Here is a 3,655-nt window from a genome sequence, read left to right on the forward strand (position 1 = left end):
CTCCGCCAGAACTGGAACGAGGACAAACGCTGGCAGCCCACCTGGAACGACGACCAACGCCAACAGGGCTACGCAGGCTGGAAGAAGGCCGTCGAGCGCACGTACGGCTGGGTGGAGGTCCACTGAGAAGGGTGCCTCGCGGGGAAGGTCGGCGATGCTTCTCCGCGGGAATCAGATGATCTAGATTCGCCGAGACAGCGCCGTCCCGGCCGGGGCGGTCTCCGCCGCCGGCCCGCCCGAGAGGATCCGCATGCCCAGCCGCACCTCCGCAGCCGCCCTCACCGTCGCCGGGACGCTCGCCCTCGCGGGCGCCGGGGCGTTCGCCGCCGGTTCAGCCCAGGCCGCGCCCGCGCGGCCGCGGACCGTGCCCGTCCAGCCGCAGGCGCCGAGCGCCCAGCGGGCGGCGGTCGACTTCACCGGGATCGTCGCGCTGAGCAACTGCTCGGGCTCCCTCGTGCGCGGGCCGCGGTCGCGCGACTCCGACGCCGCGCTGGTGCTGACCAACGGCCACTGCCTGGAGTCGGGCATGCCGGACGCCGGCGAGGTGATCGTGGATCGGAGGTCGTCCCGGACGTTCACGCTCCTCGACCGGACGGGCGGCCGCAGCCTCGGCACCCTCCAGGCCACGAGGGTCGAGTACGCCACGATGACCGACACCGACGTGACCGTGTACCGGCTCAACACGACCTACGCGGCGATCCAGAAGCGCTACGGGATCCCCGCGCTGCGCCTGTCGACGGCCCGGCCGCACGACGGGACGCCGATCCGGGTCGTGTCCGGCTACTGGCGGAAGATCTACGGCTGCAGGACGGACGCGACCGTCTACCGGCTGCGCGAGGCCGACTGGACCTGGAAGGACTCCATCCGCTACAAGCCGGAATGCCAGACCGTCCACGGGACGTCCGGGTCGCCGGTCATCGACGTCCGGACGCGCCAGGTCGTCGGCATCAACAACACCGGCAACGACGACGGTGAGCGCTGCACGCTCAACAACCCGTGCGAAGTCGACCGCGCCGGGAACGTCACCGTCCGGAAGGGCGTCCACTACGGGCAGCAGACGTACCTGCTCGCCCGCTGCCTGGGCCAGGGCAACGACGTCGTGCTGAGCAGGGCGTGCGCGCTGCCCAGGCCCTGACGAGCCGCGGGCGGGCGGTCACCGCTCCGCCAGCAGCCCGGTGCGGAGCCGGTCGAGGGTCGTGCGGATCAGCCGCGAGACGTGCATCTGGGACAGGCCGATCTGCTCGGCGATCTGCGTCTGCGTCTTGTTCCCGAAGAACCGCAGGAGCAGGATCGTGCGCTCGCGCTCGGGCAGGTCGTCGATGAGGGGCCTGAGGGCGTGGCCGTCGATGAAGGCCTCCAGCGCCGGGTCCTCGGACCCGAGGTACTCGCCGACGGTGTCGGCCTCGCCGTCCGGCGTCCCGTCGGCCGGCGCCTCCAGCGACAGCGGCCGGTAGGCGTCGCAGGCGATGATGACCTCGACCGTCTCGTCCTCGGTGACGCCCATGATCGCCGCGGTCTCCGCGGTCGTGGGGGAGCGGCCGTGCTCGCGGGTGAACTCCTGGACGGTGCGGTGCAGGACAGGCCGCAGCTCCTGGATGCGGCGCGAGACCCGGATGCCCCAGGTCTTGTCGCGGAAGTGCCGCTTCACCTCACCGGTGACCACCGGATAGGCGTAGGTGACGAACCGGTCCCCGACCGCGGGATCGAACCGGTTGATGGCCTTGACCAGGCCCAGGTAGGCGACCTGCTGGAGATCGTCCTGCGGCTCCCCCCGGTTGGCGTAGCGGCGCGCCACGCCGCGGACCAGGGGCTTGTGCAGGTCGACGATGCGCTCGCGCAGCCGTTCCCGCCGCGGGTCGGTCACCTGGAGCCGGTTCATCTCCTTGAGAAGCGTCTCGGTCTGTCCGTCGTCGAACCGGCCGGTGGACTCCGCCCACGGCATACGCGCTCCCTTCCAGCGGGGCCGGTGAGGGTAGGAGGAACGTTCGGTCCCGTCCCACTACCCGGGGAAGTCCCGGTCACACAGTGCCGGTAGGCTCGAATCGCTCCGGAGACGGGGAACGGCGGTGGGGCCCGCCGTGCCTGGACGGCGAACCGCGGAACGTTCCGCCAACGGTCCCTACCGGTGAGTGCGTCGTGGCTACTGGTAGGAGAGTGCACCCGTGAACGGCCGTCCCGTCGATCCCGATGTCGACCTGCATGTTCCGAGGCAGCGATCCGAGCTGCGTGAGGCGCCGTGGGGAGTCCTGGCGGCGATCGCGGCCGGCGGGGCCCTGGGGGCGCTTGCCCGGCACGGGCTCGGCAATGCGTTCCCCCACCGGGCGGGAGAGTTCCCCTGGGCCGTCTTCTGGGTGAACGTCTCGGGCTGCCTCCTGATCGGGGTGCTGATGGTCCTCATCACCGAGACGTGGAGGGCGCATCGGCTCGTGCGCCCGTTCCTCGGGGTGGGAGTGCTCGGCGGCTACACCACGTTCTCGACCTATGTCGTCGACGCGCAGGAGCTGGTGGAACGCGGAGCGCCGCTCGTCGGGCTGGCCTACCTCGCCGGGACGCTCGCGGCCGCGCTCGCCGCGGTCTACACGGGTGTCCGGGCGACCAGGCTGCTGGCCCGGCCGCGCCGCCGGGAGGCGGTCGCGCCGATCCGGTGCACCGGGCGCGAGGCGGGCGGCGAGTGACCATCGTCCTGATCGTGCTCGGCGCCGCGCTCGGCGCTCCGCTGCGCTACCTCACCGACCGCGCCGTCCAGGCCCGCCACGACTCGGTGTTCCCGTGGGGGACGTTCACCGTCAACATCGCGGGGTCGTTCACTCTGGGCCTCCTGGCCGCGCTGCCTTCGCACGACGGCGTGATGGCCTTCGCCGGGACGGGTTTCTGCGGCGCCCTGAGCACGTACTCCACGTTCGGATACGAGACCCTGCGCCTCGCCGAGGAGGGGACGCGCTTCTACGCCGTGGTCAACGCGGGCGCCAGCATAGTCGCGGGGCTCGGCGCGGCCTACTGCGGGATGGCGATCGCGCAGGCCCTCACCGGGTGAGGAACCTGGCGCGGCCCATGCTCGCAGTTCGGGGCACTTGGCTCCGAGCTCGCGAGTGGGCCGCGAGGGGACTCTGCCCAAGAGGGCATCTCGGTAAACCGGTGGGTGTCTGGACTGTCACCGCGCGGAAACCGCCATCTACCGCCGCGGGCGACCCGGGCCCGACATGGGACGGACGGTGGCGGGTAGCAGGGCCGCAGGACGCCCCTTCGACGTCCTGGGGGACCCGGCGAGGGCCGAGGCGGGGAGGCGGCTGACGGATGCGCGTGCTGGTGACCGGATGGCCGAGCTTCCTGCACGGTGAGGCGACGGCCGGCGACGTCCTGGCGATGGAGGCCGTGCGGGCGGCGCTGACCCGGGCCGGGGTGGAGTGCCGCCTGGCGTGGAGCCCGGTCTTCCGGCCGGGCGGCCTGGACCTCGACCGGGCCGACCCCGCGTCCTACACCCACCTGGTGTTCGCCTGCGGGCCGCTCCATGGCCGGCAGGTGGAGGACCTCCACCGCCGCTACGCGGGCTGCACGCGCGTCGCCGTCGGCGTGTCGGTCATCGACCCGGCCGACCCGGCGGTCACCGGGTTCGACGCCGTCCTCGCGCGCGACGCGCCGGGCGGTGCGCCGCGGC

Annotated in this window: 4 protein-coding genes and 1 pseudogene; 4 read left to right on the plus strand and 1 reads right to left on the minus strand. The window is 72.6% G+C overall.

All coding sequences use genetic code 11. The annotated features are described in order from the left end of the window. Nucleotides 1–250 precede the first annotated feature (250 nt). Nucleotides 251–1,135, plus strand: coding sequence for a serine protease (locus AB0K37_RS40965; protein ID WP_363991303.1), 885 nt, complete (start codon nucleotides 251–253; stop codon nucleotides 1,133–1,135). A gap of 18 nt (nucleotides 1,136–1,153) precedes the next feature. On the opposite strand, the gene AB0K37_RS40970 is transcribed toward AB0K37_RS40965, so the two are convergent. Next, nucleotides 1,154–1,942, minus strand: a complete 789-nt coding sequence (locus AB0K37_RS40970; RefSeq protein WP_363991306.1) for a SigB/SigF/SigG family RNA polymerase sigma factor — start codon at nucleotides 1,940–1,942, stop codon at nucleotides 1,154–1,156. A gap of 220 nt (nucleotides 1,943–2,162) precedes the next feature. On the opposite strand from AB0K37_RS40970, the gene AB0K37_RS40975 reads away from it, so the two are divergent. The 3 genes and pseudogenes from AB0K37_RS40975 to AB0K37_RS40985 form a co-directional block, all read left to right on the plus strand. Further along, on the plus strand, nucleotides 2,163–2,675 hold the full coding sequence (locus tag AB0K37_RS40975) for a CrcB family protein (protein ID WP_363991308.1): 513 nt from the start codon (nucleotides 2,163–2,165) through the stop codon (nucleotides 2,673–2,675). Next, nucleotides 2,672–3,034, plus strand: coding sequence for a fluoride efflux transporter CrcB (crcB, locus tag AB0K37_RS40980; protein WP_363991311.1), 363 nt, complete (start codon nucleotides 2,672–2,674; stop codon nucleotides 3,032–3,034). The genes AB0K37_RS40975 and crcB overlap by 4 nt, the downstream gene beginning before the upstream one ends. Nucleotides 3,035–3,294: 260 nt before the next feature. Next, nucleotides 3,295–3,655: pseudogene (locus AB0K37_RS40985) on the plus strand (polysaccharide pyruvyl transferase family protein); the annotation flags it as partial.

Source organism: Actinomadura sp. NPDC049753 (genome assembly GCF_040674655.1).
Lineage (GTDB): Bacteria > Actinomycetota > Actinomycetes > Streptosporangiales > Streptosporangiaceae > Spirillospora > Spirillospora verrucosospora.